Genomic DNA, 23783 nt, shown 5'->3' with positions numbered 1-23783 from the left:
CTTACAACGCTTCGGCAAAGATATTGCCTGCCGTCACCACATTGATGCCGCCGGACACCGGGATCACCGCGCCGGTCACATAGCTGCCGCCGCGCCCGCACAGAAACAACATGCAGCCGGCGATATCCTCTTCACGCCCCACGCGGCCCAAGGGGACGGATTTGCCGACTTTTTCCCGTGTCTCCTCGTCGCCTGTGGCAAAGGCGGTCATGCGTGAGACAAAAGGCCCCGGTGCCAGCGCATTGACCGTGATGTGGTATGGCGAGAACTCCTTGGCCATTATCTTGGTCAGATGCAGAACGGCGGCCTTTGACGCTGAGTAGCTGTAGGCCCCGTCGCCCATCGGTACCTCTCCCATAACCGACCCCACGTTGATCACCCGCGCGGGATCGTCGACTGAGCCGGATTTCATCAGCATTGGCAGCAGCTTTTGGGTGAGGTCAAACAGGCCCGCGACATTGACCGACATGATCTTTTCCCAGGCTTCATGGGGAAATTGACCCATCGGCGCTCCCCAGCTTACGCCTGCGTTATTCATAAGGATATCAAGTTGGTCCGTGCGGTTTTGGACCTCGGAAGCCAGTGCCTCAATGCCTTCTTTGGTGGCGACATCGCCGCCGAACCCGTCGGCCTGACCGGGAGCGTTCAGTGCATTCAGTTTCTCTGCGACAGCAATGCAGGCGTCGGCTTTGCGAGAGGCGATCAGAACGCGCGCGCCGGCCCGCACCAGAGCCTCAGCAGCCATGCGACCGATCCCGGTTGCTCCACCGGTGACAAGCGCAGTCTTGCCCTGCAATGAAAAAAGCGTTTCAGGGGTCATGGTCTGCTCCTGTGGTTCTGTGCCGGGTTCTTCCCCGGGATGGACGTCGATGAGCGAAACAGGAGGTTTCTTGACAAGACCTGTTGCTGCGCCAAAGCTCTTATCTACTGAATAACAAGGATAACGGGTCTGATATGCAAGCTTTACTCAGCGTCGCGCCGGGCGGGCCGGATACATTGGAATTGACCACCCTCCCCGATCCATCACCCGGACGGGGTGAGTTGCTGATCGGAATCAGGGCAGCCGGTGTAAATTTCCCGGACACGTTGATCATTCAGGACCGTTATCAGATCAGACCGCCCCGTCCTTTTGCACCGGGCGGTGAAATTGCAGGGGAAGTGCTAGCCGTCGGAGAAGGCGTTAGCGGGTTCGAAATCGGTGACCGTGTTCTGGCACTGACCGGGCATGGCGGGTTCGCCACGCATCTGACGATCCCGTCGGCCACTGCCGTCAAGTTCCCTGACTCGATGCCGTTCGAAGACGCGGCCTGTTTCATTTTCACCTACGGCACCTCCTATCACGCCCTGAAGGACCGCGCCGATCTGCAGCCCGACGAGACGTTGCTCGTGCTGGGCGCCGCGGGCGGCGTAGGGTCCGCTGCGATCGAGCTGGGCAAGGCCATGGGTGCGCGGGTGATTGCTGCCGTATCCTCGCAGGACAAGGCGGATTTTTGCCGGAGCCTGGGGGCGGACGAAACGGTTCTGTATGCGCATGACATGGATAAAGAGTCTCAGAAGAATTTCACCTCTGAAATCAAGGACTTGTCCGCGCCACTAGGAGTAAATGTCGTCTATGACGCGGTCGGAGGAGACTATGCCGAACCCGCGCTGCGAGCTATGGCCTGGAACGGGCGTTTTCTGGTGGTGGGCTTTCCGGCAGGCATTCCCAAAATCCCGCTGAACTTGCCGCTGCTCAAAGGGTGCCAGATTATGGGCGTGTTCTGGGGCGCTTCCGTGATGCGCGACCCGGTTGGACATTCAGAAAATGTGAGGGATTTGTTTAGGTTATACAGCGAAGCTAAGATCAAACCAAAGATCAATGCACGGTATCCGTTGGACCGCGCTTCCGAGGCGTTGACGCATATGACAAGCCGTTCCGCGCTTGGGAAGACGGTAGTGACAATGCCGGCTCACGCCGAAGGTGAGTGACGTAACTTCCCTCACTCGCCCTATGCGCGCGCTGACTGGTGGACATTGGCACCGTTTCGCGTCTATGAACCTGTAATGGGAACAGTGAAATAATGCACAAAGCTCTGATTCTAAACGGCCCGAACCTGAACCTGCTGGGAACTAGGCAGCCCGAGGTTTATGGCAGCACCACATTGGAAATGGTTGAGGAACTGTGCCTGAGCCATGGATCTTCCATCGGGGTTGACGTGTCGTGCTTTCAGTCCAACCACGAAGGGGCGCTGATTGACGCCATTCATGAGGCAAAGGGGGATCAGGACGGCATCATTCTTAACGCTGGCGCCTATACCCACACCTCTATCGCCCTGATGGATGCGATCGCCTCGGTCGAACTTCCAGTGATCGAGGTGCATCTGTCCAACATCCATGCGCGCGAGGCGTTCCGGCACGTGTCCTATATCTCAAAGGTTGCCATCGGCCAGATTTGCGGCTTTGGCGCGCAGGGATATGTTCTGGCGCTGGATGCACTAGCCGCACATCTGAAAAGCGGGCCGTCTGCATGACGCTGAGCGAATACCTGCACTTTCTCAGCTATACCAAAACTCTGGAAGAGCTCTGGGATGCCCATTGTCGCCAGATGGCACGGTTCGGGTTCGATCGCCTGATTTATGGCTACACCCAGTACCGCACGGAAACGTCGCTGGGCGACCCCGAGGATTTTGTGATCCTGACCAATCATGAAAAGCCCTATATGGACGGGTTTTTGCGCGATGGGATGTACTTCCACGCTCCGATGTTGAAATGGGCGCTGCACAATGAAGGCGCGGCCAGTTGGAATATTGCGCAGGACATGGTGGCCAATGGAAAGCTGACGGCGAAAGAACTGGACGTACTTGAGTTCAACAGGTCGCAGGGTGTGTCCTTCGGGTACACGGTCAGTTTCACCTCGGTCTCGATGCGGTCGAAAGGGGCGATTTCCTTGTCGGCCGGCGACGCGGCCAGTCAAGCCGAAGTGGACGCGATGTGGGCCGAGCACGGCGATGACATCCTGCTGATGAACAATGTTGCGCATCTGAAAATCCTTACCCTGCCCTACAACGCCCCCAACCGAGCTCTGACCAAACGTCAGCGCGAGGCGTTGCAATGGGTCGGAGATGGTAAGACCACGCAGGACATTGCGCTGCTGATGGGGCTGACTTCGGCAACAGTCGAAAAACACCTGCGTCTGGCGCGCGAAGCGCTGTCCGTCGAAACCACGGCACAGGCTGTTTTGAAGGCATCTCTGCAGAATCAGATGTTCGTAATGGAGGCCTAGAGCCCTAAAAAATTGACGCCAAATTGCGTCAATTTACCCTAGGTAAGGAAATCATGACTTTCCATTCCTGAGGCGGAGTTGCAAAGTGAGATTGTTCCGTGAGTGGTGGCTTTAGCCAGGGAACATTTGGTTGGATCTTTGCAATAACAGGGCTCTCCAGCCGCTCTGACAAGAAGGCGCTTATTTGTCCGCGTCGAATTGCCGGAATTTTGGGGGGCCTCGACCATCCCCATCATGCGGGGCCCCTCAATCAAATCCATGAAAACCAAGACGCTTCGGCGTCTTTTTTTATTTCCGAACGACAAAAAAACCGGTCGCGTTTGGCGCAACCGGTTTCGACATATGAGTCTCCGGACCTCTTGCGAGGTCCGGAGATAGTCCTTAGCCCTGAGCGGCCTTGGCAACTTCGGCTGCGAAGTCTTCTTTTTCGACCACGATGCCTTCGCCAACTTCCAGACGGATGAAGCCGGTGATGGTTGCGCCCGCTTCTTTGGCCGCTGCTTCAACGGTCAGGTCAGGGTTCACAACGAAGGACTGGTTCAGCAGAGTCGATTCGGCGACGAATTTCTTCATGCGGCCTTCGATCATCTTTTCGATCACCTGCTCCGGCTTGCCGGATTCGCGGGCGATGTCCATCTGAACCTGCTTTTCTTTCTCAACAACAGCCGGGTCCATGTCCGCTTCGGACAGAGCCGCCGGGTTCACAGCTGCGATGTGCATCGCAACCTGCTTGCCGATCGCTTCGTCGCCACCGGTCAGAGCAACCAGAACGCCGATTTTGCCCATGCCGTTGGTGGCTGCGTTGTGGACGTAGGACACAACGGTGTCGCCCGACAGCTTGGCCATGCGGCGTACCGACATGTTTTCACCAATGGTGGCGATCTTGTCGGTCAGGGTGTCCGCAACCGATTTGCCGCCCAGATCAGCAGCCAGCAGCGCTTCGACATTGTCGACGCCTTCAGCAGCATATGCGATCTTGCCGACCATTTCCTGGAATTCGGCGTTTTTTGCAACGAAGTCGGTTTCCGAGTTCACTTCGACAGCAACACCGTTGCCACCGTTTACGTGAACAGCAACCAGACCTTCTGCTGCGGTACGGCCCGATTTCTTGGCCGCTTTGGCCAGGCCTTTGGTGCGCAGCCAGTCAACGGCTTCGTCCATGTTGCCGCCGGTTTCGGTCAGCGCTTTTTTCGCGTCCATCATGCCTGCGCCGGTCTGGTCGCGCAGTTCTTTCACCATTGCTGCTGTGATTGCCATCTTTTGGCTCTCCTCAATTCAAACGGAATTGGGGCAGGTCATACCCTGCCCCATATGTCATTTACGTGACGGGCAGCTTACGCTTCGGCAGGTGCTTCTGCTTCGGCGGCTTCTTCTGCAACGGCTTCTTCAACCGGAGCTTCTTCGAACTCGCCCAGGTCAACGCCTGCAGCACCCAGCTGAGCGGTCATACCGTCCAGAGCGGCACGTGCGGCCAGATCGCAGTACAGAGCGATTGCGCGAGCTGCATCGTCGTTGCCGGGGATGATGTAGTCAACGCCGTCGGGCGAGCAGTTGGTGTCGACAACAGCCACAACCGGGATACCCAGCTTGTTGGCTTCGGCGATGGCCAGTGCTTCTTTTTTGACGTCGATGACGAACAGCAGATCCGGAACGCCGCCCATCTCGCGGATACCGCCCAGCGAAGCCTGCAGCTTGGCCTGGTCACGCTCCATGCCCAGACGCTCTTTCTTGGTCAGGCCTTCGGCGCCCGATTCCATGGCTTCGTCGATCTGGTTCAGACGGTTGATCGACTGGGAAACGGTTTTCCAGTTGGTCAGAGTGCCGCCCAGCCAGCGGTGGTTCATGTAGTACTGAGCCGACTTTTCAGCAGCGTCTGCGATCGGGCCAGCGGCCTGACGCTTGGTACCAACGAACAGAACGCGGCCACCTTTTGCAACGGTGTCACGAACGGCCTGCAGAGCCTGGTCCAGCATCGGAACGGTCTGGGTCAGGTCCATGATGTGGATGCCGTTGCGCGAGCCGTAGATGAACGGGCCCATGCGGGGATTCCAACGCTGTGTCTGGTGACCAAAGTGAACGCCAGCTTCCAGCAGCTGACGCATGGTGAACTCGGGAAGAGCCATGCTATTTTCCTTTTCCGGTTTACGCCTTGGCGGGGGTGAAAGAAGCGGATGCTCCAACCGGCGGTCTTGATGAGGATGTCTCCCTCAAAAAGGCCAAACCCCGCCTGCGGGTTTGAATGGCGCGCGTATACGGCAGGTTTGGATGCAGTGCAAGGGCCAATCGCCCTTATTTTTCAAGCCGCGCCAAGCTGTGCGCGTGACGCACGGCCTCTTCGCAATGAGCAGCCAACGCCTTGCGGTTTTCAAAGTCACTGACCTTGGCCGGGGCATGATAGATCAGTTCGACATAACCCTGCTTGCGTGCACCGAGTGTCTTGAGCAGATGCGGCCCGAATTCCATGTCACCCCACCAGCCATAGAACCGATCCGGTTGTCCTTTGGGCGCGTGAAAGATCACCGAGACCGGCTGAACATACATGAAGTCCCGCAGTTCTTCCGCGAAGAACGCGGCAAAGAGCGTTGTTTTGAATGGCAAAACCCGCAGGCCATCGGTCGATGTTCCTTCGGGGAAGAACAGCAGTTTGTGGCCGGCTTTAAGGCGGGTTTCGAACACTTTTGTCTGCTCTTTGGCTTTCTTTCGGTCCCGCTCGATGAACACAGTGCCAGTCGCGCGGGCCAGCCAGCCGATCCCGGGCCATTTCGCAACTTCGGCCTTGGACACGAAATAAACCCGTTTCCGCGCGTTCAGTGCAAAGATGTCCAGCCAGGACGTATGGTTCGCAACCACAGCCCCGCGTTGCCGCATCAACTCGCCCGAGGTTAGAAACCTCATCCCGAGTATCCGGAACGCATTGCGGCTGACAAATTGCGCGATGAACGGCGTGATCGGACGGCGCACGCCGAACAATGGGAGTTCGACCAAACGAATAGCCAGAAGAATGATCAGACCACCAAACACCAAAAGCGCCAAAGGCACCCCGCGCAGGATGACCAGAACCCAACCCATCGGACCCAGATTAATCGGGTCCGGTGCGTCCTCACTGTTCCACAGCGCGTCGTTCACCGGGTTACGCTCCGCCATAGATGCGTTTCTGCCGCTCGTTCATACGCGCGGTGTCGAGGATCAGGCACACGTCGGTTGTGTTGAAGGCGTGGTCGATGAATGCTCCCTCGCCTACAAAGCCGCCAAGACGCAGATAGGCTTTGATCAGTGCAGGAACCTGCACCATCGCCGCGCGGCGATCCAAATCACCCGGTGCCACGAGATTCATGGATTGGAACACGTCCGGCTGCGCCCGCACCCGCAGATCGGGCGGCGCCAGATGGTTGTGATGCAGCATCGACAAAGGCTGCGCCAGTTCCTGAACATTCGTGCCGTGGAAGCTGGCCACACCGAACAGAACCTCGATCTCGCGCTCGTTGACATAAGCTGCCAAACCGTTCCACAGGTGGTACATTGCCGTACCGCCGCGATAGTCGGGATGCAGACAGGACCGGCCCAGTTCCAACAACTTGCGGCCGCTTTGCTTCAGAACGGTCAGATCGTATTCGTCTTCGGAATAAAACTGCCCAAGTTCTACTGCACGTTCGCCCGGTAACAGTCTGTAAACGCCAATAGTTTCGCCGGTAACGTTGTCGATTGCCAGCATGTGATCGAAATACGGATCGAACTTGTCCCGCTCCAAACCGGCCTCGTGATCGACCATCTCACCACCGCCGCCAAGTTCGCGGACAAACACGTCGTAGCGCAGTCGATGCGCCGCGCGCAGTTCGTCCTCGGTTTCGGCGAGTTTGACGGTAAAGGAAGGGCCCGCATCCGGCATTTTAAGTTCCGATCTTGTTTGCGCGCTGATACCGCAGTTTCCGGGGGGATGGCAACAAGAGTGGATTTGCGGCGTTGTTAACCTTTCCTAAACCAGTTTCATGGATCAAAGACCGGCATCAGGGCGATGCGTGTTCCGTCAATTACCACTTTCCCCTGCTCGCGAAAGTTGACGGTGATCTTGCCTCCGATGTTGGACTGAACCTGTCCAACGCCCCAGTCGGGGAAATCGGGGTGGCGGACATACATGCCCGGTGCAAGAATGGCATTGAGGTCTGACATGTCTGGGCTCCAGGTCCGGCAGCAGATGCAGCAGGAGGTACGCATGAGCGACACCACAGTCAACCTGGCCGAGCTTATCGGTTCCCGGATCTGTCACGATCTGATCAGCCCCATTGGCGCGATCACCAACGGGCTGGAGTTGCTTGAGATGGTTGGCGGCACCCAGGGCCCCGAGATGGAACTGATTTCGGGAAGCGTCGGCAGCGCCGGGGCGCGGATACGGTTTTTCCGCGTCGCCTTCGGCTCGGCCAGTGATCAGCCTCTTGGACGAGCAGAGGTGTCAGAGCTGCTGAAAGATGTTGAACGTGCGGGCCGTGTACGCGTCAACTGGCACCTGATCGAAGCAGTGCCGCGCAATCAGGTGAAACTGGCGTTTCTGGCACTGATGTGCTGCGAAAGCGCGATGCCCTTTGGCGGTGAGGTCACAATTTCCAGTGCCTCAGATACCTGGTCGGTGACCGGTTCCGCCGACAAGCTGAATCTGGATAGTGATCTGTGGAAGAACCTGCCTCTAGGCCGGTTTGCCAATAAGGTCACCCCCGCGCAGGTACAGTTTGCCCTGCTTCCCGAGGCCGCTGCGTCGATGGGGCGGCGGGTTGTGGCGGAAACCACCTCAACCCGCATTGTGATCCGGTTTTAAGACCGGGTCGTTCCGTTCCCACGCACCAGATACTTGAAGCTGGTCAACTGCGCTGCGCCCACTGGCCCGCGCGCGTGCATCTTTCCGGTGGCAATGCCGATCTCGGCGCCCATGCCAAACTCGCCCCCATCGGCGAATTGAGTCGAGGCATTGTGCATCAGGATCGCGCTGTCGAGCCGTTCAAAGAACCGCGCGGCGGCGTCCGCATCCTCGGTCATGATGCAGTCGGTGTGGTTCGAGCCATACTGACGGATATGCGCGATGGCCGCGTCGATATCTGCCACTGGTTTGGCGGAAATAATGCTGTCGAGGAATTCCTTGCCCCAATCGTCAGCGGTGGCGGCGATCGTGCCTTCCACAGCCAGTGCGCCTTCGGCGTGAACTTCGACGCCAGCAGCCAGCAGAGCCGCGATCACATCCCTGCCCAGCGTATCGGCGGCGTCTTGATGGATCAGCAGACACTCTGCCGCGCCACAAATTCCGGTCCGACGGGTCTTGGCGTTCAGCACTACATCCAGCGTTTTCTGCGGTTCGGCGGCCTTGTCGATATAGATATGAACAATGCCTTCGAGATGCGCGAACACGGGAACGCGAGCCTCGCGCTGCACCAGCCCCACCAGGCCTTTGCCGCCGCGCGGTACGATAACGTCCACGTAGTCGGTCATGGTCAGCAGTTCCTGAACCGCCGCACGGTCGCGGGTGGGGATCAGCTGGATTGCATCCTCGGGCAGGTATGCGGCCTTCAGTCCTTCGACCAGGCAAGCATGGATCGCGCCTGAGGAGTGAAAACTCTCGGAGCCACCGCGCAAGATCACGGCATTGCCGGATTTCAGGCACAACGCACCCGCATCCGCGGTCACGTTCGGGCGGCTTTCGTAGATCACACCGATCACGCCCAAAGGTGTGCGCACGCGCTGGATGTTCAGGCCCGAAGGCATGTCCCATTCGGTCAGAACTTCGCCAACCGGATCAGCTTGATCTGCCACAGTGCGCAGACCGTCAACCATGCTCTGAACGCGGGATTCGTCCAGCATCAGGCGGTCCATCATCGCCGGGCTCAGGCCCTTTTCGCGGCCGAACTCCAGATCTTTCTTGTTTGCCTCGATGATGTCGGCCCGGTTTGCCCAGACCGCATCCGCTGCGGCAATCAGCGCGGCGTGCTTGCGTTCGGCGCTGGCAAAGGCCAGATCGGCCGAGGCCGCCTTGGCGCGTTTTCCAAGATCGGCCATCAGGGTGGGAATGCTGTCGAAATCCTTCATCTCATGTGCCTTTCGGTCGGTATTCTGGTGTTCTAGCATCGCGCGTCTACAGCGCCAAATCGTCCCGGTGAATCAAAACGGCCCGGCCCGGATAGCCCAAAGTCGCCTCGATTTCCGAGGACTTGCGCCCCTTGATCGCATCCGCTTCTTGCGCGGTATAGCGGCTGAGGCCTTGCGCCAGTCGGCGCGAGGTCGGGTCAAGGATCGCCACAGGATCACCTCGGCCGAAATCTCCGGTTACTTCGACGATGCCCGCGGGTAGCAGGCTTTTGCCATTACCGAGCGCCCGTGCCGCGCCAGCATCCACCACGATCTCGCCCCGCGGTTTCATAGCTGAAATCCAGCGCTTGCGTGCTGCATGCGGGTCCAACGTGGCGGTAAACCACGTGCAGTTCGCGCCGTTCTCAAGGGTTTTCAACGGGTTCAAGGGCGATCCTTCGGTGATCGCCATGTCACAACCCGCCGCCGTGGCCATCTTGGCGGCCAGCAGCTTGGTTTTCATGCCGCCCTTGGAAAGACCCGACCCGGCATCGCCTGCCATTTCTTCGATCTCAGGCGTGATGTCGTCGATCACGTCATAGCGGGTGGCCGAGGCGTCTTCGTTCGGGTTACCGGTATAGAAGCCATCGACGTCCGACAGTAGGATCAACTGATCCGCACCAACGGTGACCGCGATCTGGGCGGCCAGACGGTCATTGTCGCCATAACGGATCTCATCCGTCGCAACTGTGTCGTTTTCATTGACAATCGGAACCACGCCGAGGCTCAATAACGTTTCGAGCGTTGCACGTGAGTTCAGGTAACGGCGGCGGTCGGCGCTGTCTTCCAAAGTCACGAGCACCTGCGCGGTGGTGATATTGTGCGGGGTCAACGCTTCTTCGTAAGCGCGGGCCAGACGGATTTGACCCACGGCCGCGGCGGCCTGAGACTGTTCAAGCGGCAAGGCCTCTATCGGCAGGTTCAGCACCCCGCGACCCAACGCAATCGACCCGGAGGAGACCAGAATGACATCCGTCCCCTGCCCCTTGAGCCATGCCACGTCCTGCGCCAGTGAATGCAGCCAGTCCGACCGCAACAACCCCGTATTCCGATCCACCAGTAAGGCGGACCCGATCTTGACCACCAGACGTTTGGCCGAGGTCAGGGTTGCCACGACTTCGCCTCCTCCGCGGGCTTCTGCCGCAGGCGGTTTTCGTCGATCTGAGCACGCAGCGCCCGCAGAACTTCGGTTACACCCAAATGCGCCACGCCAGACATGGTCATGACGGGGCCGCCGACGGCTTCTTCCAACTCAGCCTTGGCCAAATCGCGTTCTTCATCGTCCAGTGCATCGACCTTGTTCAGCACCGTGATGCGGGGCTTTTCAGCCAGTTCACCACCATAGGCCTCAAGTTCGTGGATGATCGTGCGGTAATCGTCTGCAACAGTCTCAGATGTGCCATCGACCAGATGCAGTAACACCGCACAGCGTTCTACGTGACCCAGAAACCGGTCACCGATACCGCGCCCTTCATGCGCGCCTTCGATTAGGCCGGGGATGTCGGCTACAACAAATTCGACGTTATCGACGCCGACAACGCCCAGATTGGGGTGCAGCGTGGTAAACGGGTAATCCGCAATCTTCGGACGCGCGTTGGAGGTTGCGGCCAAAAAGGTCGACTTGCCCGCGTTGGGCATCCCCAACAGGCCCACATCAGCGATCAGTTTCAGCCGCAGCCAGATGGTGCGGTCGATCCCCGCCTGCCCCGGATTGGCCCGGCGCGGCGCCTGGTTGGTGGCCGATTTGAAATGCAGGTTGCCAAAGCCACCATTGCCGCCTTTTGCCAGCAAGACGCGCTGGCCGACCTCGGTCAGGTCACAAATGACGGTCTCTTCGTCTTCGTCCAGAATCTCGGTGCCGACGGGCACGCGCAGAATGATGTCGTCGCCGTCCTTGCCGGTACGCTGCTGCCCGCGCCCGGGTTGGCCGTTCTTGGCAAAGAAATGCTGCTGATAGCGGAAGTCGATCAGGGTGTTCAGCCCATCAACAACCTCGGCCCAGACGGACCCGCCTTTACCACCGTCCCCGCCATCGGGACCGCCGTATTCGATGTACTTTTCGCGTCGGAAGCTGACGCAGCCGCCACCTCCGGCCCCGGACCGGATGTAGACCTTTGCAAGATCGAGAAATTTCATGGCTGTCCCCTACTGCAAAGGCCCCATCGGCCACAAGTCAGAGTTTTTTACTGTATGTCCAGGTGGGCACGTTTGCATCACGCGCCACCGAATAGTTTTCCGCATCACCAAGGTACTGGAACCCGCAATGGGTCAGAACCCGGGCCGAGGCCGGATTGTCCTGAAACACGCTGGCGAACATGGTCGCGTTCTCCAGTGGGTTGGCCTTGACCAGCGCCTCGACGGCCATCGACGCTATGCCCGTGTTCCAATACACCGGCGCGACCCAATAGCCGACCTCGGACTGGTTGCGGTCCAGCCGTGTCAGCGTGATCAAACCGATCAGTTCCGGGCCACCGTCCTTGGTGGCGTCCATGACCCAGACGTCCTCATCGCGTTCCTCGGCCATGGACCGGGTCACGAAAGCCTCGGTCGAGCCGGGCGGCAACGGATGCGCAATACTGGTTGTCATGCGCGCCACGCGCTCATCGCCTGCGTAATGTTCAATGAGACCCATATCCGACCGACGCAGCGGGCGCAGGTCGAACCGCTCGGTTTCTATGACCGGCTGGTTTATTATCGTCTCAAGTTTCATGAGTTCGTTCCTCCTCCGAACAACACGTAAATCGCGGACGCAACGGTGAAACCAATTAACGTCCCCATCAGATATTTCCGCCCCATCCGATCTTCAACCGCAGGGGCGATCCGGCCCTGAATCAGGGACGGGATTATGCTTGCTGCGTGTGTCATCGGGGCCATTGATCAAAACTGCGTTAAAACGAGAAAGGGGACCGGCATTTTCTGCCGGTCCCCCAGGAATTTTTCAAACCTTATGGGTTTCGGCTTACTCTGCGGCCTCCGCCACTGGCAGGACCGAAATAAAGGTGCGGTTTTTGAGTCCCTTATGGAACTTCACGGCGCCATCAACAGTTGCAAAGATGGTGTGATCTTTGCCCATGCCTACGCCTTCGCCCGGCCAGAACTTGGTGCCGCGCTGACGCACGATGATGTTGCCTGCGATGGCTGCTTGGCCACCATACAGTTTCACGCCAAGGCGGCGACCAGCTGAGTCGCGACCGTTACGGGAGGAACCGCCAGCTTTTTTATGTGCCATTCTCTCTCTCCTTAGCCTTGAGCCAGCTCTTTGGCTTGCTCAACCCATTCGGGCTTCACTTTGATGGTGTCGATAGCAGTAATCTGCTCGTCCGACAAGGCGGCCAGAGCGGCAAAGCTTTCGATACCGGCTTCTGCCAGCTTTTTGGCAGCGGCGGGGCCGACACCGTTCAGCTTGGTCAGATCGTCGGCGGCAGCAGCGGCAGCAGCGGCGGGTGCCTCTGCTTTGGCTTCAGCTTTCTTGGCAGGCTTTGCAGCAGGTGCCGCTTCGCCAGCCGGTGCCGAACCGGTTGCAGCTTTGATGCCCGACTTGTCAGCGCCCGACGACAGGATGTCGGTGATTTTGACCAGGGTCAGTTTCTGACGGTGGCCAACGGTACGCTTCGAGCTGTGCTTACGACGGCGCTTGACGAACTTGATGACCTTGTCACCTTTGACCTGTTCGATCACTTCGGCCTGTACGCCTGCGCCTTCAACGAAAGGTGCACCAACAACCGGAGCGTCGCCGCCCAGCATCAGAACATCGTTGAATTGAACTTTTTCACCTGCGTCGGCAGCCAGTTTTTCAACGCGGAGCACGTCGCCCGCCTGAACCTTGTACTGCTTGCCGCCAGTCTTGAGGACCGCAAACATGCGTATTTCCTTTTCTAATCCGCGTTCTGTGGTCCCCATTTGGGAGTTTCTGGCCTCGGCCACCTCGAACAGCGCGCCCTTTTCGGGCTGTGTGACGACCCTAGGAGTAGGCCCCATGGGTCAATAATAACGAGACCCGGCGCGGAAATCCGGCCGGGATGCGCGCTTATCCATAGATTACAGGGGAAAGTCAACATCAAATACAGGCTTATAGGTCGGACCCTCGCAGGACCTGCCCGACCGCCTGACCCAGTTCGAAATAGATCGTGTCGAACACCTGGTCAAAGCTCTCGAACAGGGCTGCGTTGACCGCCCTACCCGTCTCGGTTCGTGAAAACGCGATATTCTCGCGTATCTGGGCGTCGTTCAGCGGTTGATAGGCCAGCAAAAAGAAAGAGTACAGCCACGTTTGCGTCTCTTCGGTCATGCTGTCCTTTTGCGCCAGTAGCTGTGCCAAAAGTTCGGCATCATCCAAAACACCTCCGAAATCCATTCCGCGGAAAAAGTTGTAGTCTGCGCTGATAGAGTTCTGGACGTTTTCTTCGATCAGGTTGTTGATCTGAATGAACTCATCAACCAGCCGGTAAAGTTCGGTGTCCTTATCACTGTTCTTATAAGCGTCCTGCGCCATTTGTTCGATGGCCTCATCGGCAAGCGCGATGCGGGCGGTAATCTCAAGCGAAACGATGGCCTGACCCAGATCGCTTTCGTAAAACAGGATGGCGCGATCCAGCTCCCTATCGGTAAGGGACTGATCGAAGACCGCCACAACCTGGCTGCGCATTCTGTCGGCGTCGTAAATCTGATCGACCTGTTTCTGAAAAACCTGCCCGCCATTGTTGTCCAGAAAGGTTTCCTGCAGGACTTGCCCCATTTCGCCACCTTCATCCCGCAGAATTTCGATGACCTCATCCATTTGCAGGGCTTGCAGTAGGCGTTCGACCTTTTCTTCGGCCTGCAACGGCAAGGTCCACAGAAAAAGTGCGGCTGACGCTAAAAACAGTCGCATCAGATGTCCTGCGCCGGATGCAGTTCAGCCATCCGAGAGGCCAGTACCTCGAACTTCATTGCCATGATTTCATATTGAACCGCATTAAGAAGCTCGTAAACCTCCTGCATCAGCGGCTGCTCCAGCGCCTCGGCATAAGCGATGACATCCGCGTCCGAGAAATCCTGATAGGTATAGGCAGCCCCGGCAAGCGCGGACAATTGCAGCGCCTGCCTCATGCTGGTTTCGTTTTGCTTCATCATCTGCCGCAGCTCATCAGCGCTCAGCTGCAAATCAATCACTCCGGATGCACTGGCGGCCAGCAAAAAGCGCAGCTGAACCTCCTGCAGTGCCCTCAGCGCCGTTCCGCTAGAATCAATGGCGGCGTTCATGCGCTTGAGGCTTTCGACCCGCTTTGACCCGTTCTTGATTAGACCGGCCACAATTTCTTGACCCTCTTTCTGTGTGGCCTCGTCGTCTTCAATCATATGAGACGCATTTTCCGCCTCGACCAGCCTTTGTCCCAAATCAGAGGCATAGAACTCGACGGCATGGTTCAGCGCCTCATCACTCAGCGTCTGTTCCAGAATCGCAACGGCGGTTTCGTGCATGTCTTCGGTGTTGAACACCTCTTCTGTCAGGCGCGTCCAGTCCGACCCGAATCCTTCGGGATCGATTCCCAGCATCTGCGGGGCCGAGGCCGACGCAAACGCGATGCTTTCCAGCGCGACGTCAAAACCGGTGGTGGTCAGAAACGCCTCGATCCGGTCACGCCCGGCCGCAAATGTTGGCGCGGGCAACATGACAACTGTCATAAGCAACAGGACACAGGGCAAAGCGAGGCGGCGTAGGTGATAAGTCATACCCAGAAGCCTAGGTGTTTTGTGCCTTCTGGCAATGGAAAATCCGGTCTTGGTGTATTTCGAGAATTTTCTGCTTGCACCCCCGCGCGTTCCTCACTAAATCCCCCCCTCACAGACCCCCGCGGAGAGGTGCCGGAGTGGTCGAACGGGGCGGTCTCGAAAACCGTTGTGGGTGCAAGCCCACCCAGGGTTCGAATCCCTGTCTCTCCGCCACTATCCCTCAGTAAAGCTGTGGAACCTTTCGTTGCGATCGCCCTAGGCAAGGTGCGCTCGATGAGATTGATATGCTCAGAGTGTGACATGCCATGTCCACATTTTTGCACCTATTAAGCTAACAATTTCCGCTCTTCGCTGCGCAATTTGCGGCAAATGGGGCGTTCAATTGTCTATTGCCGATCAGCGGTCGAGAAAACGCATCGGCATTTTGCTCAAGAAGCGGGATCTGCCAGCGTCGGGCCTGCTATTCATCAAGGGGGAAATTGATGCAGATTGACAAAAAATACGAACAATAATAGGTGCCTAAAGGTTGTCAGTTACGTTCCCCGAAATATTTGCCTATCCCGGGCAAGACAGGAGTTTGGTGTATTAAATGGTTGTTTATTACGGTTACCAGAACGCGATTTTGGGCACGCAATCGACTGTCAACGGAGGGTCCGTGGACTACGGTGTCGGCCCTTCAGTCGGATCAACCTGGAGCTGGTCAGGCACAAGCACCAATTTTGCCGTTAAGGAAAATGATGGCGCCGTCAACTTCAATGGTGACGGCCCCGGTAACGGCCTGTCCAATGAAGAAATTGCCGCACAAGAGCAAATCGGGGGCCAGTGGCAGCAGACGATTGAAATCGACGGGACAGATCGTCAGGCTATCTGGGATTATACTTTTGAAATAGTTGCTTCGGATGGAACGGTCTATCGTGTCGCAGTCATTGACGTCGACCTGAACAATGACGACGACGTCGGTGTTAACAACAACTCTGCCGATCCCGGCGAGGATGGGTTTTTTCTGGTCTTTCCCGACGGGATTCCACCTGCAGATACCGATTTTACAGTTGGGAACATCATTGAAAACGGGCCTTCCGTTCCCCACGCCAGTTTGGGCGCTCAGGTTGTCTGCTTCGGCCGCGGGACTGTGATAAGCACGGTGAATGGGCCCACAAAGATCGAAGATTTGTCCATTGGTGATCTTGTACTGACCAAAAACAATGGCCCCAAAGTTGTACGCTGGATTGGGTCAAGGACGATCGACCTGACGTCCTGTGGCGGCGCAGCAGCAAAGTTACGTCCGATCCACATATCCGCTGGTGCGCTCGGACATGGTTTGCCTACACGGGACCTGTTGGTCTCTCGCCAGCACAGAATGCTGGTTTCGTCGAAAATATCCGAACGTATGTTCGGTTGCTCCGAGGTTCTGGTCGCCGCAGCCAAACTGACCGAACTTCCCGGAATCTACGTCGACATGGATGTTGATCAGGTTGAGTATTTTCACCTCATGTTCGATCAACATGAACTTGTTTTCGCAGAAGGTGCCCCCTCTGAAAGCCTGTACACAGGCCCTGAGGCACTTAAGGCAGTTTCCGACGAAGCGCGGGAAGAGATCCTTACAATTTTGCCGGAAGTGGCTGATTTGAGTTTTGAGTTTGCAGCGGCCTGCCCTATTCCCGCCGGTCGGCTTCAGAAAAAACTTGTAGAGCGCCATGTAAAGAACAGGAAATTGGTTCTCGAGACGTTTTCAGCTTAATCATCAGAGCTGATTGAGCCCCGATGCGCGCGATATGCTTCCGAGAAAGTCACATCGACTTTAACTGCCCATTTGACGCTTGAGGCGGCAAATCAATCGCCGCCTCGCGCAGAATCCCATGTTTAGCTGGCAGTCTGGTGCGCCAGCGCGTCCAGCAGCGTGCCGAGGTTGTGCTGGAACATCGCCAGATAGCTGGTCGCTGGGCCACCGCGCTCGGACAGGGCATCCGAGAACAGACGACCGCCGATCGCAATTCCGGTCTCATCCGAGATTTGCTGTACCAAGGCCGGGCTGGTGATGTTTTCGACAAACAGGGCCGCCGCGCCTTCTGCCTTCAACTGGTCGATCAGGACAGCGAGATCCTTAGCCGAAGGCTCGGCCTCGGTGTCGATGCCGACCGGAGCAAGAAAGGTCAGGCCATATGCGTCCGCCAGATAGCCGAACGCGTCATGCGCGGTCACAACGGTGCGACGGTTTGCAGGCAGGTCAGCCAGCTTTGCTTTGGTTACGGCATCCAGCGCCTCCAGCTCGGCAATATAAGCGTCGGCGTTGGCGGTGATCTCGTCCGCGTGCTCGGGCATGGCCTCTTTCATCGCGGCGGCCACGTTGGTTACGTAGATCACGCCGTTCGACAGAGAGTTCCACGCGTGCGGGTCTGTTTTACCGTCAACCTTGACCGGAGTGATGCCGTTGGTGGCAACATGGACGGTGGCTTCGGTTCCGGATTCTGAGATCAGTGTGTCTGACCATGTCTCGAAGCCCAGACCGTTTACAAAAATGATGTCCGCCTGGGCTACGGCGCGCGCGTCAGCAACCGACGGCTGATAGACATGCGCATCCGCATCAGGGCCCACAATGGTCGTGACGGTGGCCAGATCGCCCACCACCTCTTCGACCATGTCACCCAGGATCGAGAAGCTGGCGACGATCTTGACGTCGTCTTCAGCAGCAACTGGCAGTGCGGCCAGGGCAAAGGATGCCGTGGCAATGCCGGCATACAGGGATTTCACAAGAGTCATTTGGCTCTCTCTTCTTGTTGAATTTGCGCAACGGGGAGGTCTTTTGACACAGACGGTTTGCGCAGCCGTCTGCCAAAGCCTAACGGACCAAAAATGGCCGAAAAGAAGAAGAAAACACCTGCAACCAGCACAATTGCCGGTCCGGACGGCGTGTCCGGGAACAGGTACGACAGGGTCAGGCCGATCCAGCAACTGGACAGGGCAAAGAGAAACCCCAGAACCAGCTGAGCCGTGATTGTGCTGGCCCAGTAACGAGCAGCCGTTGCGGGCAGGATCATCAGGCCAACCGCCATCAGCGTGCCCAGTGTCTTGAAGGCCGCCAGCAGGTTCAGCACCAGCAGCAGCATAAAGCCCTGATCGACCAGCCACGGACGGCGCGTCTGAGTTTCGAAAAACACCGGATCGCAGGTGCTGACGATCAGGGGCCGCAGCAAAAAGGCGAATGCAACCAGCGTGACGGTTGCGACCCCGCCCACAAGCAGCATCGAGGCGTCGTCTATGCCGAGGATCGACCCGAACAGAAAGCTCTTCAACGGAACTGCAGACCCAGCGGCCGACAGAATGAAGATACCAACAGCAAGCGCGATCAAATATAGCGAGGCAAGGCTGGCATCGCTGCGCAAGATCGTCCGGCGCGCCAGAAAGGCCGTCAGAAGAGCAACGCCCAAGCCCGCAATTAGCCCACCGGCCAGCAGCGACATGACCGACAGGCCGGTGGTGACAAAGCCGATTACGATACCGGGCGTGATCGCGTGGGCCATGGCCTCGCCTGCCAGTGACAAGCGACGCAAGACCAAAAACGCCCCTACGGGCGCCACCGAGGCCGACAGGACCGTTGTCGCCACAAAGGCACGCCGCATGAAGGCAAAGCTCCACATTTCGCTGAGGAGGTCAAACATGAGCGTGCTCCGATGTTGAACGGTTGTCCCGGAACATCCAGGAGGCCTGGCTTTCCGAAAGATACCCTTGGGCCACCAGCCGGTCGGGGGTCAGCACATCGCTGACCTTGCCATAGGTCGCCTCTTGCCCGCCCAAAAGCAGGACGTGGCTGCAATGGTCCAGAACTGATGACAGATCGTGCACCACCAGAACAACGGCGCGACCTTCATCACGCCACCGTTCGATGATCGACAGCAGATGTGCCTCGGTGTTTTGATCGACGGCGGCAAAGGGTTCATCCAACAGAACAAGCGGAGCGTCCTGCATGATCACACGGGCAAACAAGGCGCGCTGCAATTGGCCGCCGGACAGCATGTGCAGGGGCCGATCGGCGATATCCAGAACTCCCGCCTCGTCCAGTGCGGCTGTCATCCGGTCGCGCGCTGCACTGTCCAGCCCCGTACGGTATCCGAACCCGCGCCACGCTCCCATTGCGGCCAGATCCCGCACACGGATGGGGAAGCGCCGGTCAAACTCGGTCATCTGCGCTAGATAACCGATTTCACTGGGGCGGCCTTGCGGCCAGTTAAGACTGCCGGAAAGAGGGTCGATCAAACCAAGAAGCACCTTCACGAATGTGCTCTTACCCGATCCGTTGGCCCCCAGAACAGCCAAAGTCGAGCCGGTTTCGATATCCATGGACAAGCGACGAAACAAGGTCAGGTCGCGGTAGCCAAGCGTCAGATCGCGGATTTGCAGAACAGCCGACATCAGATCACCGCGTAAATCGCAAGCCACAGAAGCGCCGACAGCGCCAGCGCGCCTGCAACCAGCACTGGAACGCTGTATTCAGTCAGGCAGCGGCTGCGTTGCGCCACGTCATAGTCTGTGGACCGCCGCGTCATCGGGCCGCCCCGCAAGAAACAGAAATGCCAGACAGGGCCGAGGTGACATTCACCCCACGCGTTTTGCAGGGTCGGGATTCAGAATTCCGCAACGACAATAGCTTCGCCTCCTCAGCTTGGACGAGGGCAAAGCGAGTGCAAGGTTCTGAACGGCAAAGGCCGTGTGAAACATTGTCATCTCCCTCTGGGACACCCCGCCCAGGTTAGTAAATATTCGGATGGCAGGTCTCCTGACTTGCGGGTCGAAGCTATCCCGATCCTTCCCAGGCGTTTGCCCAGTGGCCGATCTCGGGTCGCTCACCGCCTACAGTTGCGGGGGCAGTCACGGAATTGGCTTTTTAGGGCCGCACCGTATTCCCTTTTATCCCGGTCCGCAGAACGCGGTCGGGAACCATCCCGGCCACAAAACACAAATCGAATTGATTCGACAATAGAGCGCACTAACTGATGGAGTTGGCGCTTGTGGTTCAGAGGGCGTATGAAAGCACTGGACGCTGCCATAACTCGATATGTTGACGGCGTTTCAATATCGAACCCAACATGATGTTGTTTCAGTTCTTTTCATACCCATCTGAAAACCAAGAGGAAACCCGCTGGTGCTCTGGCTTGAGCAAGCAGATGAGCCGGCGAAATATGCTGCTTAACGCGTATGTTGACAGCGTTCGCCGTGCGCTAGGCGAAGTTCTGCAGGTACTCATAACCGCTCAACCAGGCTTCGGCCAAACGCGCTGCATCCTGCCCTGCCCGGTGCGGTGGCGGTCCTGCACTCTCCAACGTGTGGTAGACGCGCGAAATCGCAATGTCCTCGACCAAGGTCATCCGGACATAGCTGTCAAAGTCCAAAAGCTGAACTTTAGGAAAGGGCATGTCCGTTTCCAGCAACCGTATGAGCCACCGCCGTTCAAACTCCGGATTGTCCGTCACAGCAATTCCGGTGTTTTCTGTCTTGAACCACTGCGCGACCGCTCGGGGCTCATCGCCTTCCGCTTCCAGATAGGTGCGGCTTAACCCGTGAATTTCGGCGCTGACATCCGACCAGCCCGCCGCGTCCCAGTCAGGATGGGGTTTGATAAGACGCGATCCGGTGACAACCTTGCCTTGAGCAACGCGAGCAATTCCGATCTCGATCGGCCAACTGTTCGCAGTTAGGGAACTGGCTTCGAAGTCGAGGAAATATGCTGGCTGAGTCTGTACGAGGTTCTGCGTTCGTTCGGTCAAAACGGGCTATCCAGTCTTTTTGCGAAAGGCTTGGCGGGTGGGTGTCCTGCACCGATTGTTACCTTGATAGTCTAGTGGCATGTTATTGCCATTGCGTTTCAGCGGATAGGCATAGCATGGCTCAATCCCCGGATATGAAAAGAATTTCCGGGATTTCCCCTTTGCATCCGGTTAGATTTAACCCATCTCGGCGACACATTTTCCAAAGGAGAGACACATGTCGCGCACTATTCTATTGGCTGTAGCCATCGCTGCGATTGGCGCTGGCGCATATTATTACCTTACCCAACCCGAACCCACGCCCGCCGAACAATTGCAATCGGCGGCGCAAGATGCCGGCGACGCGGTCAGCGAGGCAGCGCAGAACGCAACCGAGGCGGTCAGCGAGGCTGCAAGCTCGGTCGCGGATCAGGCGACCGAAGGGGCCTCGTCCATCGCGGAACAAGCAAACGATGCGGCCGAACAGGCCGGGCAAACCGCCACGGACCTGGCCAATCAAGCCGGTGAAGAAGTTGCCGCTTTGGCGAACCAGGGCCAGGATTTGCTGAACTCGTGGGTCGAGAACGGCGCGCTGACCCTTGAGAATTTCGACTATGACGCGATGGTTGCCTCAATTCAGGAAAGCCAACTGGCGCAGGACATGAAAACGCAGGCCATCCAGATTTTGGACGACATCAAGGCGTCACCAGAAACGATCGCGGTGAAGATTCAGGAACTCCGCGACCTGCTGTCGGGACAGTGAAGCGAACGGGTCGCCCGGTTCGGGCGGCCCACCTTTCGGATGCGGCGCAGGTTCCATCCACGTCAGGGCGTCGGTCGATTGACGCGCCTTGGTTCATTTGTTTGGCTGTCACCGAGTTGTAAACAAACCCAAATTCATGCGTTGCACAGGGCGGCCCAGAGTTTCCGCCAGCGACAGGGTTTCGTCAACGATACGATCAGTTCATAAAACAAGGAACGACCATGACCGCCCTGCCCCAAACCATGTTCGCAACCATCCTGTCGCACGACGGCTATTCCGGCGAAGCCACCGGGCCAAATATTGAGAATGCCGGGGATTGGCTGGCCGAAGCCGAGTTGACGGTTCCCGAACCCGGCCCTGGACAGGTTCTGGTCAAGCTGCGCTCCGCCTCGGTGAACCCATCCGATATCCATTTCATCAAGGGAGAATACGGACAGGCCCGTGTCAAAGGAGCCCCCGCTGGGTTTGAGGGCTGTGGCGATGTCGTTGCAACCGGTCAGTGTGCCGAGGGGCTGATGGGTCAGCGCGTCGCCTTCATCACCGCCGGTTCCGGCGCTTGGGCCGAATACGTTCTGGCCCCGGCAATGATGTGCATCCCCCTGCGTCCCGAGATTTCCGACGAAGACGGCGCGGCGCAGATCGTGAATCCTCTGACCGCCATGGCGATGGTTGATATCGCTAAGGGCGCTGGGGATGCGTTTGTCGTCTCGGCGGCAACCAGCCAGTTGGGCAAGCTGATGTGCGGACTGGGGCGCGATCTTGGTCTCAAACCCATCGCCTTGGTCCGGCGCGGCGAAACTGTCGGCATGTTGAAAGATCACGGCGCGGCAGAGGTACTGGTGACCACCGATCCGGATGTCGCTCAGAATTTTGCCGAAGTCAGCCAGTCACTGAAACCCCGCGTGTTCCTTGATGCAGTGGCCGACCAACTGTCCGAGCAGGTGTTCTGCGCCATGCCCAATCAGGCGCGCTGGATCTGTTATGGCAAACTGAGCGCCGAACTGCCGAAACTGACGCAAATGGGCCAGTTGATCTTTATGGGCAAGCAGATCGAAGGGTTCTGGCTGACCAATTGGGTCACCTCTACCCCGCCGCAGGATCAGGCCCGTATCGTGGCTGAGGTTCAGGCCCGCTTTGCCGATGGCCGCTGGAAAACCGATGTTTCCGAACGGCTTGCGCTGAGGGATTTGGTGCCAAATCTGGCAGAAGCCCTGAAAAAGAGTGACGGAAAGGTGATTATCACGCCATAGTAGATCAAAGCCCCGGGTGACGGAGGACCTCCGGGGCGTTCAAAACGCCGGGCCTACCGGCTGGGAGGGTGAAATTGGACAACGCGCAGCTGCTGATCAGCGGGCTGGCAAATGGCTGTGTCTATGGCCTGATCGCGCTTGGTTTTGTGTTGATCTACAAAGCGACCGAGGCGGTGAATTTCGCGCAGGGCGATTTCATGATGCTGGGCGCTTTTGTCACCATCGGGCTTACTAACACTGAATATATGGGTTTGCCCTTCTGGCTGGCGCTTCCGATCTCGCTGGGGATCATGGGCGCGCTTGGGTTTCTGCTGGACCGGCTGATCATCCGTCGCCTGTTCGGAGAAAGCCAGACCGCGGTGGTGATCCTGACCATCGCTTTGGGCTTTGTGATCCGCTTTGTAGCCGGGCTGATATGGGGGCATGAGCCGCAAACTCTGCAGAACCCTCTGGCCGGAAAGGAATTCCGGTTTGGGGGCATTGTCCTGGGAATGGAGGATGTAGCCGTCATCGTCGTCACCGTTTTGCTGACGTGGGGGATGTATGTGTTCTTCAACAGGACAAAACTTGGGTTGGCGATGCAGGGTGCTTCGCAGAACCAGTTGGCGGCCTATTACATGGGCATTCCGGTCAAACGTGTTCAGGGATTTATCTGGGCCATGGCCGGTGTGGTCGCCGGTATTGCGGGCGTGTTGTTCGCCGCCAAAGGCGCTGTTGATCCGACAACCGGCCTTTTGGGGATCAAAGCCTTCGCTGCTGCAGTGATCGGCGGGCTTGGCAGCTTACCGGGCGCACTGGCCGGAGGGTTGATCGTCGGCGTCATCGAACCCTTTGCCAGCCGTTACATCGCTGCGGGTTACAGTCAAATCGCGCCTTACGCGCTGTTGCTGGCGGTGCTGATCTTCCGCCCCAACGGCCTGTTCAGTCAGGTTCGGGTCAAGAAGGTCTAGCAC

General features: G+C 57.9%; 27 protein-coding genes, 1 tRNA gene and 1 riboswitch. Of the genes, 9 read left to right on the top strand and 19 right to left on the bottom strand.

From position 1 onward, the window contains the following. Position 1: 1 nt before the first annotated feature. Positions 2 to 820 (bottom strand): SDR family oxidoreductase, encoded by an 819-nt coding sequence (locus GOX63_RS02545; RefSeq protein WP_170544701.1) that lies wholly within the window; start codon positions 818 to 820, stop codon positions 2 to 4. 134 nt (positions 821 to 954) lie between these two features. Here GOX63_RS02545 and GOX63_RS02540 point away from each other — a divergent pair, with 134 nt between their 5' ends. From GOX63_RS02540 to GOX63_RS02530, 3 genes are all read left to right on the top strand, one after another. Then, entirely contained in the window at positions 955 to 1968 is a 1014-nt protein-coding gene (locus GOX63_RS02540) for an NADPH:quinone oxidoreductase family protein (RefSeq protein ID WP_170544698.1), read from the top strand. Positions 1969 to 2060: 92 nt separating this feature from the next. Next, complete coding sequence (gene aroQ, locus GOX63_RS02535; protein WP_170324905.1) at positions 2061 to 2510, top strand: type II 3-dehydroquinate dehydratase; 450 nt, start codon at positions 2061 to 2063, stop codon at positions 2508 to 2510. Further along, entirely contained in the window at positions 2507 to 3262 is a 756-nt protein-coding gene (locus GOX63_RS02530; protein WP_170324904.1) for a helix-turn-helix transcriptional regulator, read from the top strand. Before aroQ ends, GOX63_RS02530 begins: the two co-directional genes overlap by 4 nt. A gap of 381 nt (positions 3263 to 3643) precedes the next feature. On the opposite strand, the gene tsf is transcribed toward GOX63_RS02530, so the two are convergent. The 5 genes from tsf to GOX63_RS02505 form a co-directional block, all read right to left on the bottom strand. Continuing rightward, the gene (tsf, locus tag GOX63_RS02525) at positions 3644 to 4519 is read right to left on the bottom strand and encodes a translation elongation factor Ts (RefSeq protein WP_170324903.1); all 876 of its coding nucleotides are present in this window, start codon (positions 4517 to 4519) and stop codon (positions 3644 to 3646) included. A gap of 77 nt (positions 4520 to 4596) precedes the next feature. Further along, complete coding sequence (gene rpsB / locus GOX63_RS02520; RefSeq protein ID WP_170324902.1) at positions 4597 to 5385, bottom strand: 30S ribosomal protein S2; 789 nt, start codon at positions 5383 to 5385, stop codon at positions 4597 to 4599. A 166-nt stretch (positions 5386 to 5551) separates the two neighbouring features. Next, the gene (locus GOX63_RS02515; protein WP_170324901.1) at positions 5552 to 6406 is read right to left on the bottom strand and encodes a lysophospholipid acyltransferase family protein; all 855 of its coding nucleotides are present in this window, start codon (positions 6404 to 6406) and stop codon (positions 5552 to 5554) included. Further along, complete coding sequence (locus GOX63_RS02510) at positions 6393 to 7148, bottom strand: GNAT family N-acetyltransferase (RefSeq protein WP_170324900.1); 756 nt, start codon at positions 7146 to 7148, stop codon at positions 6393 to 6395. Before GOX63_RS02510 ends, GOX63_RS02515 begins: the two co-directional genes overlap by 14 nt. A gap of 98 nt (positions 7149 to 7246) precedes the next feature. After that, positions 7247 to 7429: a DUF3553 domain-containing protein gene (locus GOX63_RS02505; protein WP_170324899.1), complete on the bottom strand. Its 183-nt coding sequence runs from the start codon at positions 7427 to 7429 to the stop codon at positions 7247 to 7249. A gap of 43 nt (positions 7430 to 7472) precedes the next feature. Here GOX63_RS02505 and GOX63_RS02500 point away from each other — a divergent pair, with 43 nt between their 5' ends. After that, positions 7473 to 8069 carry a histidine phosphotransferase family protein gene (locus GOX63_RS02500; RefSeq protein WP_254435843.1) on the top strand — a complete coding sequence of 199 codons (597 nt, stop codon included), beginning with the start codon at positions 7473 to 7475 and terminating at the stop codon, positions 8067 to 8069. On the opposite strand, the gene GOX63_RS02495 is transcribed toward GOX63_RS02500, so the two are convergent. From GOX63_RS02495 to GOX63_RS02460, 8 genes are all read right to left on the bottom strand, one after another. Next, a complete protein-coding gene (locus GOX63_RS02495; protein ID WP_170325523.1) occupies positions 8066 to 9328 on the bottom strand; it encodes a glutamate-5-semialdehyde dehydrogenase in 1263 nt (420 codons plus the stop codon). The two genes, GOX63_RS02500 and GOX63_RS02495, sit on opposite strands and share 4 nt — an antisense overlap. A gap of 46 nt (positions 9329 to 9374) precedes the next feature. Next, positions 9375 to 10481 (bottom strand): glutamate 5-kinase, encoded by a 1107-nt coding sequence (proB, locus tag GOX63_RS02490; protein WP_170324898.1) that lies wholly within the window; start codon positions 10479 to 10481, stop codon positions 9375 to 9377. Further along, the gene (gene obgE, locus GOX63_RS02485; RefSeq protein ID WP_170398814.1) at positions 10469 to 11503 is read right to left on the bottom strand and encodes a GTPase ObgE; all 1035 of its coding nucleotides are present in this window, start codon (positions 11501 to 11503) and stop codon (positions 10469 to 10471) included. Before obgE ends, proB begins: the two co-directional genes overlap by 13 nt. A gap of 37 nt (positions 11504 to 11540) precedes the next feature. Further along, on the bottom strand, positions 11541 to 12077 hold the full coding sequence (locus GOX63_RS02480; RefSeq protein WP_170398811.1) for a GNAT family N-acetyltransferase: 537 nt from the start codon (positions 12075 to 12077) through the stop codon (positions 11541 to 11543). Positions 12078 to 12326: 249 nt separating this feature from the next. Beyond that, positions 12327 to 12596: a 50S ribosomal protein L27 gene (rpmA, locus tag GOX63_RS02475; protein ID WP_010440093.1), complete on the bottom strand. Its 270-nt coding sequence runs from the start codon at positions 12594 to 12596 to the stop codon at positions 12327 to 12329. 11 nt (positions 12597 to 12607) lie between these two features. Next, a complete protein-coding gene (locus GOX63_RS02470) occupies positions 12608 to 13228 on the bottom strand; it encodes a 50S ribosomal protein L21 (protein ID WP_170544696.1) in 621 nt (206 codons plus the stop codon). A 208-nt stretch (positions 13229 to 13436) separates the two neighbouring features. Then, positions 13437 to 14237 carry a DUF2059 domain-containing protein gene (locus GOX63_RS02465; RefSeq protein ID WP_170324894.1) on the bottom strand — a complete coding sequence of 267 codons (801 nt, stop codon included), beginning with the start codon at positions 14235 to 14237 and terminating at the stop codon, positions 13437 to 13439. Then, positions 14237 to 15079 (bottom strand): DUF2059 domain-containing protein, encoded by an 843-nt coding sequence (locus tag GOX63_RS02460; RefSeq protein WP_170324893.1) that lies wholly within the window; start codon positions 15077 to 15079, stop codon positions 14237 to 14239. The genes GOX63_RS02465 and GOX63_RS02460 overlap by 1 nt, the downstream gene beginning before the upstream one ends. A gap of 123 nt (positions 15080 to 15202) precedes the next feature. On the opposite strand from GOX63_RS02460, the gene GOX63_RS02455 reads away from it, so the two are divergent. Both GOX63_RS02455 and GOX63_RS02450 read left to right on the top strand, forming a co-directional pair. Then, a tRNA-Ser gene (locus GOX63_RS02455) sits at positions 15203 to 15292 on the top strand. A 442-nt stretch (positions 15293 to 15734) separates the two neighbouring features. Next, on the top strand, positions 15735 to 16817 hold the full coding sequence (locus GOX63_RS02450) for a Hint domain-containing protein (protein WP_367647191.1): 1083 nt from the start codon (positions 15735 to 15737) through the stop codon (positions 16815 to 16817). A 122-nt stretch (positions 16818 to 16939) separates the two neighbouring features. Here GOX63_RS02450 and GOX63_RS02445 read toward each other — a convergent pair whose 3' ends face one another. From GOX63_RS02445 to GOX63_RS02430, 5 genes are all read right to left on the bottom strand, one after another. Next, positions 16940 to 17836, bottom strand: coding sequence for a metal ABC transporter solute-binding protein, Zn/Mn family (locus tag GOX63_RS02445; RefSeq protein ID WP_170324891.1), 897 nt, complete (start codon positions 17834 to 17836; stop codon positions 16940 to 16942). Further along, positions 17833 to 18735 carry a metal ABC transporter permease gene (locus GOX63_RS02440; protein WP_217356177.1) on the bottom strand — a complete coding sequence of 301 codons (903 nt, stop codon included), beginning with the start codon at positions 18733 to 18735 and terminating at the stop codon, positions 17833 to 17835. The genes GOX63_RS02445 and GOX63_RS02440 overlap by 4 nt, the downstream gene beginning before the upstream one ends. Then, on the bottom strand, positions 18728 to 19486 hold the full coding sequence (locus tag GOX63_RS02435; protein WP_170324890.1) for a metal ABC transporter ATP-binding protein: 759 nt from the start codon (positions 19484 to 19486) through the stop codon (positions 18728 to 18730). Before GOX63_RS02435 ends, GOX63_RS02440 begins: the two co-directional genes overlap by 8 nt. After that, positions 19486 to 19620, bottom strand: coding sequence for a hypothetical protein (locus GOX63_RS23940; RefSeq protein ID WP_302477113.1), 135 nt, complete (start codon positions 19618 to 19620; stop codon positions 19486 to 19488). Before GOX63_RS23940 ends, GOX63_RS02435 begins: the two co-directional genes overlap by 1 nt. 203 nt (positions 19621 to 19823) lie before the next feature. Then, positions 19824 to 20031: riboswitch (cobalamin riboswitch) on the bottom strand. 261 nt (positions 20032 to 20292) lie between these two features. Then, positions 20293 to 20838, bottom strand: a complete 546-nt coding sequence (locus tag GOX63_RS02430; protein ID WP_170324889.1) for a hypothetical protein — start codon at positions 20836 to 20838, stop codon at positions 20293 to 20295. A gap of 217 nt (positions 20839 to 21055) precedes the next feature. On the opposite strand from GOX63_RS02430, the gene GOX63_RS02425 reads away from it, so the two are divergent. The 3 genes from GOX63_RS02425 to GOX63_RS02415 all read left to right on the top strand — a co-directional run bounded on the left by GOX63_RS02425 (position 21056) and on the right by GOX63_RS02415 (position 23780). After that, on the top strand, positions 21056 to 21580 hold the full coding sequence (locus GOX63_RS02425) for a hypothetical protein (protein WP_170324888.1): 525 nt from the start codon (positions 21056 to 21058) through the stop codon (positions 21578 to 21580). A gap of 221 nt (positions 21581 to 21801) precedes the next feature. Next, positions 21802 to 22830, top strand: a complete 1029-nt coding sequence (locus GOX63_RS02420; protein ID WP_170324887.1) for an alcohol dehydrogenase catalytic domain-containing protein — start codon at positions 21802 to 21804, stop codon at positions 22828 to 22830. A gap of 74 nt (positions 22831 to 22904) precedes the next feature. Then, positions 22905 to 23780: a branched-chain amino acid ABC transporter permease gene (locus GOX63_RS02415; RefSeq protein WP_170324886.1), complete on the top strand. Its 876-nt coding sequence runs from the start codon at positions 22905 to 22907 to the stop codon at positions 23778 to 23780. Positions 23781 to 23783 lie beyond the last annotated feature (3 nt).

The organism is Ruegeria arenilitoris, from assembly GCF_013031355.1.
Taxonomy (GTDB): Bacteria; Pseudomonadota; Alphaproteobacteria; order Rhodobacterales; family Rhodobacteraceae; genus Ruegeria; species Ruegeria arenilitoris_C.
Note: the sequence above shows the minus strand (reverse complement) of the source record. Positions and strands in the feature narration are given on the sequence as shown.

Bases quoted from the DNA above. Each gene is read 5' to 3' on its own strand.
- GOX63_RS02545 (WP_170544701.1), bottom strand. From the start codon at position 820: ATGACCCCTGAAACGCTTTTTTCATTGCAGGGCAAGACTGCGCTTGTC.
- GOX63_RS02540 (WP_170544698.1), top strand. From the start codon at position 955: ATGCAAGCTTTACTCAGCGTCGCGCCGGGCGGGCCGGATACATTGGAA.
- aroQ (WP_170324905.1), top strand. From the start codon at position 2,061: ATGCACAAAGCTCTGATTCTAAACGGCCCGAACCTGAACCTGCTGGGA.
- GOX63_RS02530 (WP_170324904.1), top strand. From the start codon at position 2,507: ATGACGCTGAGCGAATACCTGCACTTTCTCAGCTATACCAAAACTCTG.
- tsf (WP_170324903.1), bottom strand. From the start codon at position 4,519: ATGGCAATCACAGCAGCAATGGTGAAAGAACTGCGCGACCAGACCGGC.
- rpsB (WP_170324902.1), bottom strand. From the start codon at position 5,385: ATGGCTCTTCCCGAGTTCACCATGCGTCAGCTGCTGGAAGCTGGCGTT.
- GOX63_RS02515 (WP_170324901.1), bottom strand. From the start codon at position 6,406: ATGGCGGAGCGTAACCCGGTGAACGACGCGCTGTGGAACAGTGAGGAC.
- GOX63_RS02510 (WP_170324900.1), bottom strand. From the start codon at position 7,148: ATGCCGGATGCGGGCCCTTCCTTTACCGTCAAACTCGCCGAAACCGAG.
- GOX63_RS02505 (WP_170324899.1), bottom strand. From the start codon at position 7,429: ATGTCAGACCTCAATGCCATTCTTGCACCGGGCATGTATGTCCGCCAC.
- GOX63_RS02500 (WP_254435843.1), top strand. From the start codon at position 7,473: ATGAGCGACACCACAGTCAACCTGGCCGAGCTTATCGGTTCCCGGATC.
- GOX63_RS02495 (WP_170325523.1), bottom strand. From the start codon at position 9,328: ATGAAGGATTTCGACAGCATTCCCACCCTGATGGCCGATCTTGGAAAA.
- obgE (WP_170398814.1), bottom strand. From the start codon at position 11,503: ATGAAATTTCTCGATCTTGCAAAGGTCTACATCCGGTCCGGGGCCGGA.
- GOX63_RS02480 (WP_170398811.1), bottom strand. From the start codon at position 12,077: ATGAAACTTGAGACGATAATAAACCAGCCGGTCATAGAAACCGAGCGG.
- rpmA (WP_010440093.1), bottom strand. From the start codon at position 12,596: ATGGCACATAAAAAAGCTGGCGGTTCCTCCCGTAACGGTCGCGACTCA.
- GOX63_RS02470 (WP_170544696.1), bottom strand. From the start codon at position 13,228: ATGTTTGCGGTCCTCAAGACTGGCGGCAAGCAGTACAAGGTTCAGGCG.
- GOX63_RS02465 (WP_170324894.1), bottom strand. From the start codon at position 14,237: ATGCGACTGTTTTTAGCGTCAGCCGCACTTTTTCTGTGGACCTTGCCG.
- GOX63_RS02460 (WP_170324893.1), bottom strand. From the start codon at position 15,079: ATGACTTATCACCTACGCCGCCTCGCTTTGCCCTGTGTCCTGTTGCTT.
- GOX63_RS02445 (WP_170324891.1), bottom strand. From the start codon at position 17,836: ATGACTCTTGTGAAATCCCTGTATGCCGGCATTGCCACGGCATCCTTT.
- GOX63_RS02440 (WP_217356177.1), bottom strand. From the start codon at position 18,735: ATGTTTGACCTCCTCAGCGAAATGTGGAGCTTTGCCTTCATGCGGCGT.
- GOX63_RS02435 (WP_170324890.1), bottom strand. From the start codon at position 19,486: ATGTCGGCTGTTCTGCAAATCCGCGATCTGACGCTTGGCTACCGCGAC.
- GOX63_RS23940 (WP_302477113.1), bottom strand. From the start codon at position 19,620: ATGACGCGGCGGTCCACAGACTATGACGTGGCGCAACGCAGCCGCTGC.
- GOX63_RS02425 (WP_170324888.1), top strand. From the start codon at position 21,056: ATGTCGCGCACTATTCTATTGGCTGTAGCCATCGCTGCGATTGGCGCT.
- GOX63_RS02420 (WP_170324887.1), top strand. From the start codon at position 21,802: ATGACCGCCCTGCCCCAAACCATGTTCGCAACCATCCTGTCGCACGAC.